The 13,646-nt window shown below is 66.0% G+C and carries 17 protein-coding genes; all 17 read left to right on the top strand.

Features of this window, described 5'->3' with window-relative positions; genetic code table 11:
* Nucleotides 1-188: 188 nt before the first annotated feature.
* The 17 genes from LB310_RS07665 to LB310_RS07585 all read left to right on the top strand — a co-directional run bounded on the left by LB310_RS07665 (nucleotide 189) and on the right by LB310_RS07585 (nucleotide 13,642).
* Complete coding sequence (locus tag LB310_RS07665) at nucleotides 189-1,469, top strand: reverse transcriptase domain-containing protein (protein WP_301154852.1); 1,281 nt, start codon at nucleotides 189-191, stop codon at nucleotides 1,467-1,469.
* 174 nt (nucleotides 1,470-1,643) lie between these two features.
* Nucleotides 1,644-2,114 carry an AAA family ATPase gene (locus tag LB310_RS07660; RefSeq protein ID WP_301154851.1) on the top strand — a complete coding sequence of 157 codons (471 nt, stop codon included), beginning with the start codon at nucleotides 1,644-1,646 and terminating at the stop codon, nucleotides 2,112-2,114.
* Nucleotides 2,089-2,301: a hypothetical protein gene (locus LB310_RS07655; RefSeq protein ID WP_301154850.1), complete on the top strand. Its 213-nt coding sequence runs from the start codon at nucleotides 2,089-2,091 to the stop codon at nucleotides 2,299-2,301. Before LB310_RS07660 ends, LB310_RS07655 begins: the two co-directional genes overlap by 26 nt.
* A 209-nt stretch (nucleotides 2,302-2,510) precedes the next feature.
* Entirely contained in the window at nucleotides 2,511-2,720 is a 210-nt protein-coding gene (locus LB310_RS07650; protein ID WP_301154849.1) for a hypothetical protein, read from the top strand.
* 85 nt (nucleotides 2,721-2,805) lie between these two features.
* A complete protein-coding gene (locus LB310_RS07645; RefSeq protein ID WP_227153985.1) occupies nucleotides 2,806-3,066 on the top strand; it encodes a hypothetical protein in 261 nt (86 codons plus the stop codon).
* A 171-nt stretch (nucleotides 3,067-3,237) separates the two neighbouring features.
* Nucleotides 3,238-4,374, top strand: a complete 1,137-nt coding sequence (ftsZ, locus tag LB310_RS07640; RefSeq protein ID WP_041239412.1) for a cell division protein FtsZ — start codon at nucleotides 3,238-3,240, stop codon at nucleotides 4,372-4,374.
* 11 nt (nucleotides 4,375-4,385) lie between these two features.
* On the top strand, nucleotides 4,386-5,243 hold the full coding sequence (locus LB310_RS07635) for a polyphenol oxidase family protein (protein WP_096226886.1): 858 nt from the start codon (nucleotides 4,386-4,388) through the stop codon (nucleotides 5,241-5,243).
* A 4-nt stretch (nucleotides 5,244-5,247) separates the two neighbouring features.
* Nucleotides 5,248-5,940: a YggS family pyridoxal phosphate-dependent enzyme gene (locus LB310_RS07630; protein WP_096226885.1), complete on the top strand. Its 693-nt coding sequence runs from the start codon at nucleotides 5,248-5,250 to the stop codon at nucleotides 5,938-5,940.
* Between the two features lie 144 nt (nucleotides 5,941-6,084).
* Complete coding sequence (locus tag LB310_RS07625; protein WP_096228559.1) at nucleotides 6,085-7,047, top strand: cell division protein SepF; 963 nt, start codon at nucleotides 6,085-6,087, stop codon at nucleotides 7,045-7,047.
* Between the two features lie 48 nt (nucleotides 7,048-7,095).
* Nucleotides 7,096-7,356, top strand: a complete 261-nt coding sequence (locus LB310_RS07620; RefSeq protein ID WP_041239409.1) for a YggT family protein — start codon at nucleotides 7,096-7,098, stop codon at nucleotides 7,354-7,356.
* Nucleotides 7,357-7,401: 45 nt separating this feature from the next.
* Nucleotides 7,402-8,217: a DivIVA domain-containing protein gene (locus tag LB310_RS07615; RefSeq protein ID WP_015539749.1), complete on the top strand. Its 816-nt coding sequence runs from the start codon at nucleotides 7,402-7,404 to the stop codon at nucleotides 8,215-8,217.
* A gap of 36 nt (nucleotides 8,218-8,253) precedes the next feature.
* Nucleotides 8,254-8,544 carry a DUF167 domain-containing protein gene (locus tag LB310_RS07610; RefSeq protein WP_015539748.1) on the top strand — a complete coding sequence of 97 codons (291 nt, stop codon included), beginning with the start codon at nucleotides 8,254-8,256 and terminating at the stop codon, nucleotides 8,542-8,544.
* A 190-nt stretch (nucleotides 8,545-8,734) separates the two neighbouring features.
* A complete protein-coding gene (locus LB310_RS07605; RefSeq protein ID WP_096226884.1) occupies nucleotides 8,735-9,502 on the top strand; it encodes a MerR family transcriptional regulator in 768 nt (255 codons plus the stop codon).
* 150 nt (nucleotides 9,503-9,652) lie between these two features.
* Nucleotides 9,653-10,660 carry a putative heme d1 biosynthesis radical SAM protein NirJ2 gene (gene nirJ2, locus LB310_RS07600; RefSeq protein ID WP_301154848.1) on the top strand — a complete coding sequence of 336 codons (1,008 nt, stop codon included), beginning with the start codon at nucleotides 9,653-9,655 and terminating at the stop codon, nucleotides 10,658-10,660.
* A 164-nt stretch (nucleotides 10,661-10,824) separates the two neighbouring features.
* On the top strand, nucleotides 10,825-11,832 hold the full coding sequence (locus tag LB310_RS07595) for an ABC transporter substrate-binding protein (protein ID WP_301154847.1): 1,008 nt from the start codon (nucleotides 10,825-10,827) through the stop codon (nucleotides 11,830-11,832).
* A 15-nt stretch (nucleotides 11,833-11,847) separates the two neighbouring features.
* Nucleotides 11,848-12,855 (top strand): iron ABC transporter permease, encoded by a 1,008-nt coding sequence (locus LB310_RS07590; protein ID WP_096226881.1) that lies wholly within the window; start codon nucleotides 11,848-11,850, stop codon nucleotides 12,853-12,855.
* Nucleotides 12,848-13,642 carry an ABC transporter ATP-binding protein gene (locus LB310_RS07585; RefSeq protein ID WP_301154846.1) on the top strand — a complete coding sequence of 265 codons (795 nt, stop codon included), beginning with the start codon at nucleotides 12,848-12,850 and terminating at the stop codon, nucleotides 13,640-13,642. The genes LB310_RS07590 and LB310_RS07585 overlap by 8 nt, the downstream gene beginning before the upstream one ends.
* The last annotated feature ends 4 nt before the right edge of the window (nucleotides 13,643-13,646 follow it).

Genomic DNA, 13,646 nt, shown 5'->3' with positions numbered 1-13,646 from the left:
TAAGGGCTGCGGAATGGCCGCAGCATTTATGTAGGCGAGCCGACCCTGAAATGGACGCCGCCCCTTGATAGGGCCGGCTTGCCGGGCAGACGAGATATATTCCTCCTTATATTAAGAAGCCGCATACGGTAAAGTCGTACGTTCATTTTGATTTCAGGACTTCGTTCACCGCCAAGGCCAACCTTGTCATGGATCCTGGTTTTGTAAAAAGCTATGCATTTTATCCCCTCATCCAGAGGGACTTGCGCCGCATGAAGCCCGATGGACATGGCAAGTTTTTCAACGACCCACGTCCTCTAAAATACGCCGCACACCTCGATAGATGCATTTATCAGTACTATTCGGGCTTGCTTAATGAGCGATACAACGATGTTGCGACCGAAATCGGCATTGACGATTGCGCTATCGCGTATCGCGCCCATCTCAAGGGGCAGTCAAACTGTGACTTCGCGTTGCGCGCTTTTTCGAAGATGAGAGATCTTGAAGCTTGTTTCGCTTATGCGGGGGATTTCAAGGACTTCTTCGAAACGCTTGATCATGCTTATCTGAAAAAGCAGGTTAGGCGATTGTTCCCTGGCGGTGCGATCCCGGACGATTATTACCATGTGCTGAAGAATGCAACCAGGCATTCGGTTTGGGATATAGAAAAGCTTCTCGACCACTACGGGCTTCCTTATACGAAGAGCGGCGTCAAACGACTCAACAACAGGGGCAGAGTGCTAAGCTCTGATGAGTTCAAAAACATGGTGGGCGCTTCGGTTGAGCGTCCATGGAGGGAAAACGGAGAAAAGGGTGTACCCCAGGGGCTTCCCATTAGTGGCACTCTAGCGAACATATACATGCTGGAATTTGATGCGGCAGTCAAAGCTGTAGCCGAAAGGCACGACGGTTTATATATGCGCTATTCGGACGATTTCATCTTCGTTGTGCCTACCGAGGAAGGGTTTGAAGAGGGGCGGGATGAGTTTTCACGTTTGGCCGGAACGATGCCGTCGTTGAAGATTCATCCACGTAAGACGCATTCGTTTAGGATGGTTGACGGAGAAGTTTACTTGCTCGACTCGGAGGACGAGCCGAAATGCGCTATCGACTATCTGGGGTTCTCCTTTGACGGTACGCCGGTGAGACTGCGGCAAAGAACCATCGGTCTTTTCTACAAGCGCATGTACAGGAGAGTAGGCCGGTTGTACAAATGGAAGTTCAGGCCAGGAAAAAAACGAGTCGATTCACTTTATCTGGAGTACAGTGATTGGGGCCGCAAGCCTAAGAGAAATGCCAAAGTGCGCGAGCGAGTTGGGAAGAGCGGAGATCGAGGGAATTTTCTAACTTACGCCGAAAGGGCCCAGAATGCTTTTCCGAATGACCCCATTTTGGTCGACGTGAAAAACCATAAGCGCAAGATTCGGAGACGGGCTAAAAAAGTCCGCGAAAGTGGTCGCCGCCATCGATCGGCATTAAGGTCGACATGAAAAGCGCGACGCACCTCCCCGCTGCGAAAAAAGCACCGCAAGGGGTTATTGCTCTTTTACGCTTTGTGAAAGGATCCTGATCGCTGGGTCGTTGTTGGTATACTTGGGCTTGCTAACCATATCCGACCGGCGGCGCGTTACTGTTGATATATGCCATGGGAGCCTCCTTAAGAATTGCGGGTTCGTCTTGCTTCGTCGACAAGACGGGCATGGCTTCCCCCGTCGCTCCCTCCATCGGGAGCGACGGGGGGATATATCTGCATCACGCGTCCGCGTCGGTTCGGCAAGACGGTCAACGCGCAAATGCTGGCGAGCTTCCTCGCGCGCGGCCAGGACGCGGCTCCGCTGTTCGAGGGGCTGGAGGTGTCCCGCGACCCTGCGGCTATGGCGCACCTCGGAGCCAACGATGTCATCCACATCGACTTCAGCGCGCTGCCTGACGAATGCGAGAGCTGCCGAGATTGCATCGACGCCATCCGCGCGAGCATCGTCGATGATCTCCGTGCGTTTGCTCCTGAGGCGGGCGTCGAGCCGGGGATCGGCCTGTTCGCAGCGCTCGAATGCGTCTACCATGTCACGAAAAGCGCAATTCTGCTTCATCATGGACGAATGGGACTCCATGTTCTTCAACCCCCTGTTCACTGAGGACGATCAGTGCGTGTTCCTCATGTTCCTGAAGCAGCTGCTCAAAACCAAGCCCTGCATCGAGCTCGCCTACATGACGGGCGTCCTCCCCATCGCCAAGCACTCGACGGGCTCCGAGCCGAACATGTTCGTCGAGTACAATGCCGTGGAGGATCCTCGCTACGATCGCTTCTTCGGCTTCGCCTAGGGCGAGGTGCGCGAGCTCTGCGCCCGACACCTCGCGAGCACGCCCGACGCGCGGGTGGGCTACGAGGGACTCGAGCGCTGGTACGACGGCTACCTCACCGAGCACGGCGGCGCCGCTTCAACCCGCGGTCGGTGGTGCTGGCGCTCATCGACGACAGCCTGCGCAGCTACTGGATCGAATCGGGCCCCTACGACGAGATCTACTTCTAAGTGCGCAACAACATCGCCGCCGTGCGCAACGACCTGGTGCGCATAGTGGCCGGCGAGTCGGTGCGTGCGGAGATGGAGAACAACGCGGCCTCGTCCATGAGCCTGTCCACCCAAGACGACATATTCCCAGCCATGGTGGTGGCCCTAGCTGTCGGCATTGACTTGCATACGATGACCGATACGCACGACTGCTTCGTTAATGAATGGTGAGTGAGCGGTTTATTGTCGTCCTGCTAGCTCAAGACCTAGTGTGGTGTAATTTCGCTAAAATATTATCACGATGAAGGGAGGAGCTATGAACATCAGGCCGATATCGGATCTGAGGAACCACTACTCGGAAGTCGAACTCGATGTTTTGGAAAGCGGTCCCGTGTTCCTCACGAAGAACGGATACGGTTCCGATCGCTGCAGTATAAAACGAACCGAGAGCGTCCTCTACCTTATTACTGGTTCGAAGTCGGTAACTACATGGTTTTTCTACGTCGTATTCGACGATGTGATGGAAATCCGGCGCTTCCTCTACGGTGCTCGCGACCTCACGAAGATGCTGCCGTAGGCGCTGCGGTCCCTCCCTTTCCTCCCACCGGTTTCATATTGTGGACGTGCGGTTTTCATTACCGCAGCGTAATTTGCAAATGGTTGAGCATCGTGTACAATAACCCCACGTGAACTGTACCCACGTTGGGAAAACGCAGCATAAAGAAACGCAGCAGGTGTGGAGGATACAATGCCAAACAAAATGGGTTCCGAGCATTTGGCGGTCATCAAGGTCGTCGGCGTCGGCGGCGGCGGCACGAATGCCGTGAACCGTATGGTCGAGGCGGGGGTGAAGGGCGTCGAGTTCATCGCCGTCAACACCGATCGCCAGGCGCTGCTCATGTCGGATGCCGACAAGACGATCCACATCGGCGAGGAGCTGACGCGCGGCCTCGGCGCCGGCGCGAATCCCGAGGTGGGCTGCCAAGCTGCCGAGGAGAGCCGCGCGGAGATCCGCGAGGCGCTGGCCGAGGCGGACATGGTGTTCGTCACCGCCGGCGAAGGCGGCGGCACGGGCACGGGCGCCGCGCCCATCATCGCCGAGATCGCGCGCGAGGAGATCGGCGCGCTGACGGTCGGCGTGGTCACGAAGCCGTTCTCGTTCGAGGGGCGCACCCGCCGCAACCAGGCGGAGCAGGGCGTCGACCTGCTGTCCCAGAAAGTCGACACGCTCATCGTCATCCCGAACGACCGCCTGCTGGAGATCGTGGACAAGAAGACGAGCATGCTCGACGCGTTCCGCATCGCCGACGACACGCTGCGCCAGGGCATCCAGGGCGTCACGGACCTCATTACCATCCCCGGCCTCATCAACCTCGACTTCGCCGACATCCGCACCGTCATGAAGGACGCGGGCACGGCCATGATGGGCATCGGCCTGGCCTCCGGCGAGAACCGCGCGCTCGATGCCGCGCAGCAGGCCACGAACTCGAACCTGCTCGAGACGTCCATCGCGGGCGCCTCGCGCGTGCTGTTCTCCATCGCTGGCGGCCCGGACCTCACGCTCACCGAGGTCGACGCGGCGGCCCGCACCGTCGAGGCCTGCGCCGACGACAACGCCAACATCATCTACGGCCAGATCGTGGACGAGGGCATGGGCGACCAGGTGCGCATCACCGTCATCGCCACGGGCTTCAAGGCGAGCGCGCAGCAGCAGTCCTCCATGGACTTCTCGCGCAAGGACCTGTTCGCGTCCACGACGCCCGAGCCCGCCGCGCCGTCCATCCCGCAGCAGTCCATGCCGCCGGTGTCGTTCTCCACGTCGTCGAACAACGGCCGCTTCGCGGACGAGGACTACATTCCCGACTTCCTGAAGCGCCAGCGCTAGGGGCCGCCTGCATGGCATCGGCCGCAACCCTTCCCGTACCGCATCTCGACGCGCGCCTCTTCGGCGCGCGTCGCTTATCGGCGCTCACCGACGAGGCCCTGTTCGAGCGCACCGGCGTGCGCATCGCGTTCACCGGCCGCGCGGGCGGCGTGAGCGAGGGGCCGTACGCCGCGCTCAACCTGGGCGGGCACGTGGGCGACGACCCTGCGGCCGTGGCGCGCAACCGGGAGCTCTTGCTGGAGGCGCTCGGCGCGGGGGAGGCGGCCCTCGTGGTGCCGAGCCAGGTGCACGGCGACGAGATCGTGGAGGTGGCCTCGGCCGAGCCGGGCGCCGTCGAGGCCGCGCGCGCCCGCGCGCTCGAGGGGGCCGACGGCCTGCTCGTGGACGTGCCGCAGGTTGCGGCGCTGCTGTGCTTCGCCGACTGCGTGCCGGTGGTGCTCGCCTCTCCCACGGGGCGCTTCGCCGTCGTCCACGCCGGCTGGCGCGGGGCGGTAGCCGGCATCGCCGGGAAGGCCGTGCGGCTCCTGGCCGCGCGCGACGCCGCCGAGCTGGGCATAGCGCCGTCCTCTGCGGCCGCAGCGCTCAACGCCTACCTGGGTCCGCACATCCACGCGGAATGCTTCGAGACGGGCGCCGAGGTGCGCGCCCGGTTCGTGGACCGCTATGGCGCGGACGTCGCCCCTGACGGGCGGCATGTCGACCTCGCGCGCGCCCTCGCGTGCGATCTGGGCGGGGCCGGCCTCGCCGCCGAGCGCATCGCGGATGCCGGCGCGTGCACGGCCTGCCGGCTGGACGACTACTTCTCCTACCGCGCGTCGGGCGGCACCTGCGGCCGCCATGGCGCCATCGCCGTGCTGCAGAAAGGATAGGGCCATGGGCATCGAGCAACGATATGCGAACGTGGCGGCCGAGGTGGCCGCCGTCTGCCGCGAGGCCGGGCGCGACCCGGCCGAGGTCACGGTCGTGGCTGTGTCGAAGACCGTGGGCCCGGACGCCGTCGCGCGCGCCCTGGCAGCCGGCGCGCGCGACTTCGGCGAGAACCGCCCCGACGGGCTGGCCGAGAAGGCGGCGGCGTTCCCGCAGGCAACCTGGCACTTCATCGGCAACATCCAGTCGCGCCGCATCCCCGACATCGTGCGGTCGGCCGCGCTCGTCCACTCGCTTTTCGAGGAGCGCCACGCCCGCAAGATCGACGAGGCCGCCGCGGTGGCGGGCAAGGTGCAGGACGTGCTCTTGGAGGTGAACGTGTCGGGGGAGGAGAGCAAGGGCGGCCTGGCTCCCGGCGACGTGCGCGCGCTGCTCGACGTATGCGCGCGCCTTCCGCACGTGCGGGTGCGCGGCCTCATGACCATGGCGCCGCAGGGCGACCCGGCCGCGGCGCGCGCCGTGTTCGAGGGCCTCGCGAACCTGCATGCCCAGCTGCGCGCCGGGCTCGATCCCGCGCAAGCGGCCCTGTTCGATGGGCTTTCTATGGGCATGAGCGAAGATTGGCGCGAGGCCGTGCGCGCGGGCGCTACCATAGTGCGCATCGGAAGGGCCGTGTTCGACGATGCCTTCGAGGCTTGAGGCCCGGGTGCCGGGGCACTGCGCACAGGGCCGATGGGCGCCGGCACGCCTCGAGCGGCGCGAAGCAAGGACAGACGGAAAAACGCAGCAGGGTGAACGCAGCGGCGGCTCGACCGCCGGAACCAAACGAAGCAGGTGGTGAACATGGAGCTGCCCAAAATCAAGCGATCCGAGCACGGCGGCGGGATGCTCGACGGCATCAAGTCGAAGCTGGGCTTCGCTGACGCGGCCGGCAACGGCGGCGGATACGACGACGCGTATCTCGATGACTACGGGGACGACTTCGGCGACTACGACGACGAGTTCGGCGAGTACGGCCCGGGCTACGACGACGGGGCGCCCGCCTCGCGCTACGATCCGTACGCGCCCGTGACCACGCGCCCGGCGCGCGGGGGGAGCCGCAGCGCACGCTCCTCGTCGGATTCCGACTTCCCCAAGCTCGTGTCCATCGACGACGTGCGCGCCCATACCCAGGTGCCCGACAGCCTGCGCCGCGACCCGCTGCCGCCGCGCCGCGTGTCGTCCACGTCGTCCAGCTACCGGGGCGAGCGCACGGTGGTGGACGCCACGATGCCCGCGCCCTCGTCGCCGGCCCACACGGCCGCGCGCCGCGAGCGCTCCGAGAGCCTGAACGCGCTGTTCGAGCCCAGCGCGGCCGAGGCGGAGCCCGCAACGGGCAAGGCGGCTTCTCCGGCTGCGGCGACCGTGGGGGCGGCTGCGGCCTCCGCCACCGTGGCCGTGGCCACCGCGACGGCCACGGCGCCCGCTTCCTCGCAGGCCACCGGCTCGTTCGACCCCTACGAGGCGTACGCCGGCTCGGGCACGCCCGCGCACAACCCGTCGCGCGCCATCTCGGTGCTCAAGCCCGCGAGCTACGGCGAGGTGGAACGCGTGGCCAAGATACTGAAAGCGGGCGACGTGGTGGTGCTTGCGCTGCGCAACACGCCCGACCAGCTGGCCAAGCGCATCCTGGACTTCTCGTTCGGCGTGTCGAGCGCGCTCGACGCCCGCGTGGAGGCCGTGGCCGACAAGGTGTTCGCCATCACGCGGGGCGCCGCGCTCACCGAGGCCGAGCGCCTGGCGCTGCGCAACCAGGGCGTGCTGTAGCGCGCCTTCCCGGGCGCCGACCGTCTACCAAGAGAAGGAGCTGGGCTCGTGCTGAGCTTGAAATACCTCATCGTATCGCTAGCCGACGTGTACAGCATGGTGCTGTTCGTGTACGTGCTCATGTCGTGGCTCCCCACGGACCGCGGCCTGCTCGCCGACATCTACCGGGTGCTCGGCCGCGTGTGCGATCCGTACCTCAACCTGTTCAAGAAACTGATTCCCCCGCTTGGAGGTATGGTGGACGTTACTCCCATCATCGCCCTGCTTGTACTACAATTCGGGGTACGTTTGATAGTAAACTTGTTTTAGCTGCGCTTGAACCGCGTCCGCGCGGACAGGACGAAGGGACCGACTATGGCAATCACCTCGGCTGATATCCACAACCAGAGCTTCTCGATCGACCGCAAGGGCTACGATGTCGACGAAGTGGACGTGTTCCTGGAGCACGTTGCCGACGAGATCGACGCGATGACCGCGCAGATAGACCAGCTGGAGCGCCAGTTGGACGACTCCTCGTTCGCCGGTTTCGACACGCCGGCGCGCATCGAGGACGTGCCCGCGCCCGTCGCCGCCGCGAGCGACGAGGAGCTGGCCGCGAAGGATGCGCGCATCGCCGACCTCGAGCGCCAGCTCGAGGCCAAGAAGGCCGACGACAACGCCATCGCCCAGGCGCTCATCATCGCGCAGCGCTCCGCCGACGAGATCATCTCGAACGCGAATGCCACGGCTGCCGGCACCATCAACGATGCCGAGGACGAGGCCAAGCGCATCGTGGACAAGGCCGAGGCCGAGAAGCAGAAGGTGCTCGACGCCATCAAGAAGCTCGAGGACGATCGCGAGGACGCCCGCGAGGACTACCAGGAGCTGCTCACCGACTTCATCGCCGACGCCACGCGCAAGCTGGCCGAGATCGGCGGCGAGATCCCGACTCCGTCCCTGCCCACGAGCGCGCACGCCCGCGTGGCGGAGACGACCGTGGAGGCCACGGGCCGCGTGATGACCTCGCCCGCCCAGGCCCCCATCAACGTCGACGGCACCGCCGCCTACGCCATGCCGCAGACCGGCGCCGTGTCCGTGGCGCCCGCCACCCCCACGCCCTCCCGCGTGGAGAAGGACCTCTCCGGCTTCGGCGATGCCGACGATGCCTTCGAGTTCGAGGAAATCGACTAGCGAGCTCCGCTGGCCTGTCGGCCGAGCGCAAGGGTCATGAAGCCTGCCATCATAGCCGTTCACGTCACGCCCCGCTCGGGGCGTGACGAGGTTTCGGGCGTGCGCGCGGATGCGGCGGGCGCCGACGAGGTGTGCGTGCGCGTGACGGCACCGCCCGACGGGGGCAAGGCGAACAAGGCGGTGTGCAAGCTGGTGGCCGAGGCGCTCGGCGTGCCGAAGTCGCGCGTGGGCGTGGCCTCGGGTCATACGGCGCGCCGCAAGCGCCTGTCCGTGGAGGCCGACCAGGCCCAGGTGGACGCGTGGCTGGCATCTCTTCCGCGCTGCTAGCCGGGCAGTGCGCTCGGCGGCGAGGGATTTCCCCTCGTTTTTGTTGCGAGTTTCTGAAAGACGGGGATTTGCCGTTGACGGCGACGTAGCGTCATCGCATATGCTCGGTTTCGGTCGGACGGGGGCGTTCGGCCGAGGACGAGGAGGCGGCCGCATCGAGCGGATGCGGAGCCTCATGAGGAGCAGCCGCATGACCGATCAACGATACCTGACCGTGGGAGAGCTGGCCCGGCGCGTCGGGGTGACGGTGCGCACGATCCAGTACTACGACCAGCAGGGCCTGCTCTCGCCGTCGGCGAAGGGCCCGCAGAACCAGCGCCTGTACACCGACGACAACGTGAAAGACCTGTATCGCATTCTGACCTTGAAGTACCTGGGGCTGTCGCTTGCCCAGGTCAAATCCGATGCAGATCTGTTCGACGAGGCGGCGGCGCTGCAGGAGCTCGCCGGCGAGCAAATGGACGCCATCGAGGAGCAGTTCCAAGCGCTGTTCAGGCGCATGTCCACCCTGCGCGCCCTGCACGACGAGGCCGGCGAGGGAATGCCGGACTGGGAGGCGCTCGCCTCCACCGTGGAGCGCTGCCAGGGCGAGAGCCAGTTCTTCTGGCGCCTCACCTGCATCCGCGACGACGCCCCCGCCGCCGAGACGGCCGCCGAGGATCGCATCGCCCGCGGCGAGTCCGTATCGCAATGGCACGAGCTCATCGCCGACACTATCCGCCTCATGCCGGCAGGCGAGGCCGTCGACAGCCCGTCCAACCGCGACCTGGCACGACGCTACCTGGCCCTCGACGCGTCGCAGGATGCCGCCGCGGCCGAGAGGAACTTCATCCTCATGGAGAACATCGCTCCCCATGGAGGCGACGACGGCTCGTTCGACGAGCTGCGCCAGGCGGTGTTCGACCATCTGGAGGCCGTGGTAGCCGCTTACCGCGGCCAGCCCGACCCGTCCGGCTAGCCTCATCCGGCGCCGGACGGGCGCGGCACCTCTTCCTTCGCTCTCTCCCCAGTGTTCTGTCCGTCCGGCGCAAACCCTTCATCTTGCCTGCTCATTCACCCGGTGCCCCGCGCACCTTCTGTCGGTGCGCCCGAACGAAAGGATACGCCCATGCTCGTGTCGTGGATGACGACGAACAAGTGCAACCTCAAGTGCGTCCATTGCTACCAGGATGCCGAGGAGGCCAGCGCCTTGGAGCTCTCGACCGACGAGGGAAGGAAGATGATCGACGAGATCGCCCGCGCGGGCTTCAAGGTGATGATCTTCTCGGGCGGCGAGCCGCTCATGCGCCCCGACATCTACGAGCTCGTGGCGCACGCGGCCGGCAACGGGCTGCGACCCGTGTTCGGCTCGAACGGCACGCTCATCACGCCCGAGGTGGCACGCCGGCTGAAGGAGGCCGGAGCTTGCGCCATGGGCATCTCGGTGGACAGCCTCGATGCCGCCAAGCACGACAAGTTCCGCGGGCTGGAGCACGCCTACGACCTCACCATGGCGGGCATCGAGGCCTGCAAGCAGGCCGGCCTGCCGTTCCAGCTGCACACCACCGTGGTGGATTGGAGCCGCGACGAGGTGTGCGCCATCACCGACTTCGCTGTCGAGATCGGGGCCATCGCGCACTACGTGTTCTTCCTCATCCCGGTGGGTCGCGGCAAGTTCATCCAGGAGACGTCGCTCGAGGTGTTGGAGAACGAGCGTCTGCTGAACGACATCATGCGCAAGGCGGCCGAGGTGCCGATCGACGTGAAGCCCACGTGCGCGCCCCAGTTCACGCGCGTGGCGAAGCAGCTCGGCGTGGACACGCGCTTCGAGCGCGGCTGTTTGGCGGGCCTCACGTACTGCGTCATCGGCAGCGAGGGCATCGTGCGCCCCTGCGCCTACATGACCGAGGAGGCGGGCGACGTGCGCGCGCAGCCCTTCGACGAGATATGGAAGACGAGCCCCGTGTTCGAGAAGCTGCGCACCCAGGCCTATTCCGGCTCGTGCGGCACATGCGACTACGCGCAAGGCTGCGGCGGCTGCCGCGCCCGGGCCGCTTACTACCACGAAGGCGATATCCTCGCTCAGGACGACTACTGCGCTCATGGGCTGCGCTGTTCTGACGAACAGCGCAGCTAGCCGACGCTGCGGCTTTCCGTGGCACCCGATCTCGCGGCGAGTGCGAGGGATCGCGTACCGAAGTACGCTTCACCCTCGCCCTCCCTACGATCTCGGGCACCACGGAAAGCCTCGCTGACCTTGCTGGACCTGGAATCTGCAGCATCCTATCGAAAGGACCCCTCATGACCATCATCTCCCAACGCATCGTTCCCACTGCCGTCGCCGCGTCCTTGGCCGCGACGATGATCCTCGCCGGCTGCTCGACCGCGCAGCCGGAAGCCGAAGCCGAGGCGGGCGCCCCTCAGGCGGAGGCCGGGCAGGCCTCGCAGGTCGGCGCGGTCACGTTCACCGACGACACGGGCGCTGAAGTGACCGTGGAGAACCCGCAGCGCGTGGTGGCGTGCATGGGCAGCTTCGCCAGCATGTGGGAGCTTGCGGGCGGCACGCTCGCAGGCGCCTCCGACGACGCGTTCACGCTGTCGGACTACGACCTGAAATCCGAGAACGTGCAGAAGGTGGGCGACTTCGCGAACCCGAACCTCGAGGCCATCATCGCGCTCGAGCCCGATTTCGTCATCATGACGAGCGGCTCGGGCGGCCGCGGCGGCGACTCGAACCAGGCCGACCTCAAGGCGGCCCTCGCCGCGTCGAACATCCCGGTTGCGTGCTTCCAGGTGACGACGTTCGCCGACTACGAGCGCATGCTGCGCACCTGCTGCGACATCACGGGCCGCGACGACCTCTACGAGCAGAACGCCCAGGCCACGGCTGATCGCATCGACGCGATCACGGCCCAGGTGCCCGCCGGCGAGGCGCCTACGGCCCTCGTGCTGACCACGTTCTCGGGCGGCACCCGCGTGCAGGCGTCCTCCACGATGACGGGCTCCATGCTGGCCGACCTCGGCGTGAAGAACCTGGCGGACGAGAACCCGAGCCTGCTCAAGGACTTCAGCCTGGAATCGATCATCGAGATGAACCCCGACTTCATCTTCGTGGTGCCCATGGGCAACGATGACGCCGCGGCCATGAAGGCGCTCGAGGACCAGACGGCGGCGAACCCCGCCTGGTCGACCCTCGACGCGGTGCAGAACGGCCGCTACGTCGCGCTCGACCCGCACCTGTTCCAGTACAAGCCGAACGAGCGCTGGGACGAGAGCTACCAGGTGCTGTTCGACGCGCTGTACGCGTAGGCGGAAGGCTGTCCGGTGACCCCGTTCAACCGTGAGAAGGCGGCGCCGCTCGCCATCGTCGTTTCCGTCGCCGTCCTTGCGGCGGTGACGGCGGCGGCGTTCCTCGTGGGATCGACGTCGGTGAGCTTGGGCGACCTTGTGGCCTGGGCGACCGGCGGCGACGTGAGCGCGTCGGCGAAGAGCATCCTCGTGAACGTGCGCCTGCCGCGCGTGCTGGCGGCGCTTCTGGCGGGAGGGGCGCTGGCCGTGGCCGGCGCCATCATCCAGGCCGTGCTGGACAACCCGCTGGCCAGCCCCAACATCATCGGCATCAACTCCGGCGCTGGACTGTTCGTGCTGATCGCGGCCAGCGTGTTCCCCAGCGTGCTGTGGCTGCCGCCGCTCGCGGCCTTCCTCGGGGCGCTCGCCACGGCGCTCATCATCTTCGGCATCTCGCTGGGCGCGAGCACGTCGAGGCTCACCGTGGTGCTGGCCGGCATCGCCATCACGTCGGTGTTCGGCGCGGGCATGAACACCATCCTCATCGTGAACCCCGACGCCTACGTCGGCTCGTCGGCGTTCCTCGTGGGAGGCCTGGCCGGCGTGCTCATGGACGACCTCGCGTGGCCGGCGGCCTACATTCTGGGAGGCCTGGTCGTGGCGCTGCTCTCGGCGGGCAAGCTCAACATCATGGCCCTCGGCGACGACACGGCGCATGCGCTTGGCATGAACGTGGGGGCGACGAGGCTCGCCATGCTCGGCCTCGCCGCCGTGCTGGCGGGCGCGGCCGTGAGCTTCGCGGGCCTGCTCGGGTTCGTGGGGCTCATCATCCCGCACCTCGTGCGGTTCTTCGTCGGGCACGACAACCGCATCGTGCTGCCGCTGTCCGCCGTATGCGGCGCGGCGTTCGTCGTCGTGTGCGACCTGTTGTCGCGCGTGCTGTTCGCGCCCTACGAGGTGCCCGTGGGCATCCTCATGGCGTTTCTCGGCGGGCCGTTCTTCATCTACCTCATCTTGAAGAACAGGAGGGGTTCCCTTGATTAGCGCCGACGCAGGACACGCCGCGGCCATCGAGGTGCGCGACGTGTCGTTCTCCTACGGCAAGGAGCCGTTCATCGAGGGGCTGAGCGCCGCGTTTCCCCGCGGCGCGGTGACGAGCGTCGTGGGCCCGAACGGCTGCGGAAAGTCAACGATGATCAAGCTCATCGACGGGCTGTTGCGCCCGCAGATGGGGGAGGTGCGCATCGACGGCGTGGCCACCCTGTCGCTCAAGGCGAAGGAGCGTGCGCGTCGCGTGGCCGTGCTGGCGCAGGCCAGCCGCCCGCCGGCGATGACGGTGGAGGCGCTCGTGGCGTGCGGGCGCTACCCGTACCAGGCGCATCAGGGGAGGCTCTCGCGCGAGGACCGCGAGCAGGTGGAGCGCGCGCTCGAGCTGGCGAACGTCGCGCGGTTCCGCGCGCACGAGCTGCGTCGGCTGTCGGGCGGCGAGCGTCAGCGCGCGTTCATCGCCATGACGCTGGCGCAGGACACCGACCTCATCGTGCTCGACGAGCCCACCACCTACCTCGACATCCGCGCCTGCCACGAGACGATGGAGCTCGTGCGACGCCTGAACGTCGAGGCGGGCAAGACCGTCGTCATGGTCATCCACGACCTCGACCTGGCGTTGCGGTACTCCGATTGCCTGCTCGTCATGGAGCGCGGGTGCGCCACCGCGTCCGGCACGGTGGAAGAGGTCCTCGCCACCGGCGCCATCGAGCGCGCCTTCGGCGTGAGCATCCGCACCTGCGCCGCTCCCGAGGGGACCGCGTACACGCTGTTCCCGGCGTAGCCGC

It is taken from the genome of Gordonibacter sp. RACS_AR49, assembly GCF_030418435.1.
Taxonomy (GTDB): domain Bacteria; phylum Actinomycetota; class Coriobacteriia; order Coriobacteriales; family Eggerthellaceae; genus Gordonibacter; species Gordonibacter urolithinfaciens.
The sequence above is the reverse complement of the archived record's forward strand: the minus strand, read 5'-3'. Positions and strand labels throughout refer to the sequence as shown.

What these genes read in the sequence shown, in the direction of transcription:
- LB310_RS07625 (WP_096228559.1), top strand. Translation starts at nt 6,085, where the DNA reads ATGGAGCTGCCCAAAATCAAGCGATCCGAGCACGGCGGCGGGATGCTC.
- LB310_RS07635 (WP_096226886.1), top strand. Translation starts at nt 4,386, where the DNA reads ATGGCATCGGCCGCAACCCTTCCCGTACCGCATCTCGACGCGCGCCTC.
- LB310_RS07595 (WP_301154847.1), top strand. Translation starts at nt 10,825, where the DNA reads ATGACCATCATCTCCCAACGCATCGTTCCCACTGCCGTCGCCGCGTCC.
- LB310_RS07610 (WP_015539748.1), top strand. Translation starts at nt 8,254, where the DNA reads ATGAAGCCTGCCATCATAGCCGTTCACGTCACGCCCCGCTCGGGGCGT.
- LB310_RS07615 (WP_015539749.1), top strand. Translation starts at nt 7,402, where the DNA reads ATGGCAATCACCTCGGCTGATATCCACAACCAGAGCTTCTCGATCGAC.
- LB310_RS07665 (WP_301154852.1), top strand. Translation starts at nt 189, where the DNA reads ATGGATCCTGGTTTTGTAAAAAGCTATGCATTTTATCCCCTCATCCAG.
- LB310_RS07655 (WP_301154850.1), top strand. Translation starts at nt 2,089, where the DNA reads ATGTTCTTCAACCCCCTGTTCACTGAGGACGATCAGTGCGTGTTCCTC.
- LB310_RS07630 (WP_096226885.1), top strand. Translation starts at nt 5,248, where the DNA reads ATGGGCATCGAGCAACGATATGCGAACGTGGCGGCCGAGGTGGCCGCC.
- LB310_RS07645 (WP_227153985.1), top strand. Translation starts at nt 2,806, where the DNA reads ATGAACATCAGGCCGATATCGGATCTGAGGAACCACTACTCGGAAGTC.
- nirJ2 (WP_301154848.1), top strand. Translation starts at nt 9,653, where the DNA reads ATGCTCGTGTCGTGGATGACGACGAACAAGTGCAACCTCAAGTGCGTC.
- ftsZ (WP_041239412.1), top strand. Translation starts at nt 3,238, where the DNA reads ATGCCAAACAAAATGGGTTCCGAGCATTTGGCGGTCATCAAGGTCGTC.
- LB310_RS07605 (WP_096226884.1), top strand. Translation starts at nt 8,735, where the DNA reads ATGACCGATCAACGATACCTGACCGTGGGAGAGCTGGCCCGGCGCGTC.